We start from the raw sequence: 1,070 nt of genomic DNA on the forward strand, positions 1-1,070 counted from the left end.
CGCGAGGCTTGAAACCACCTTCACGGCGGTCATCGCCGCCACGGAATCCACCGCGGTCTTCACGGGGCTTGAAGCCACCGCGGTCTTCGCGAGGCTTGAAACCGCCTTCACGGCGGTCATTGCCGCCACGGAATCCACCGCGGTCTTCGCGAGGCTTGAAACCGCCTTCGCGACGGTCTCCACCCTGGAATCCGCCACGGTCTTCGCGAGGCTTGAAACCACCTTCGCGACGGTCTCCACCCTGGAATCCACCGCGGTCTTCACGGGGCTTGAAACCGCCTTCGCGACGGTCTCCACCCTGGAATCCACCGCGATCTTCGCGAGGCTTAAAGCCACCTTCACGGCGGTCGTCGCCACCCCGGCGGAAGCCGTCGCTGTTGTTCGACTTAGAACCATTTCGGTCGCGGTTGTCCTTTGACCCGAAGCCCTTGTTTTCGTTTGACACTAGATGTGTTCCTCTCAAAAGGGTCTTCAGTTTTGGACCCCACGCATGAACCAGTGGACCTCCGCATCTCACGGAAGCCCACACTAAAATCTTTTTGCCCTCACCAGGGCATTGAACGCCTGCATCTATCTTAGTCGAGCGTACCGAGTCGCCTTCGTGATTTGAACCAATAGTGCGCAACGCAACTGACCAATAGTACGGCAGAATCTCAACAACTCCCGTGGATCATCAAGCCAATCTGATTGGACTAGAGATCTCGAATCGCCGGCGAGCAATTTCATTCCACACAAATTAGATCACCCGGCATGGGGCTAACCTGCTTCTAGTAGAGCGACGTGTCGAAGACGGGACCAATTCAATCAGCCGCACACTTCCAAGTCGCGAACCTTATCGAGGCTGCTGCACAAATACATTGAAGAACGCCCGACATGCAATTGTTGGATGCAGAATGGGCGGTTTTTCTAGCGTCCACGCCATCTCCGGCCACTAAAAGCTTGGCATTTGGGGTGTGGTGGTTAAGCATCGAAACCCCCAAGCCGGTGGGGCTTGGGGGTTTCGGGACAGTTATGTCCGGCGGTGACCTACTCTCCCACACCCTCCCGAGTGCAGTACCATCGGCGCAGTG

Annotated in this window: 1 protein-coding gene; it reads left to right on the forward strand. The window is 57.1% G+C overall.

The window, feature by feature from the left end; genetic code table 11:
* A partial coding sequence (locus tag ACIPUB_RS20060) for a hypothetical protein (RefSeq protein WP_407608992.1) occupies positions 1 to 418 on the forward strand: 418 nt, incomplete at its 5' end.
* Positions 419 to 1,070: the final 652 nt, after the last annotated feature.

The sequence above is a fragment of the Paeniglutamicibacter sp. ORCA_105 genome, from assembly GCF_045798545.1.
GTDB classification, from domain to species: domain Bacteria; phylum Actinomycetota; class Actinomycetes; order Actinomycetales; family Micrococcaceae; genus Paeniglutamicibacter; species Paeniglutamicibacter sulfureus.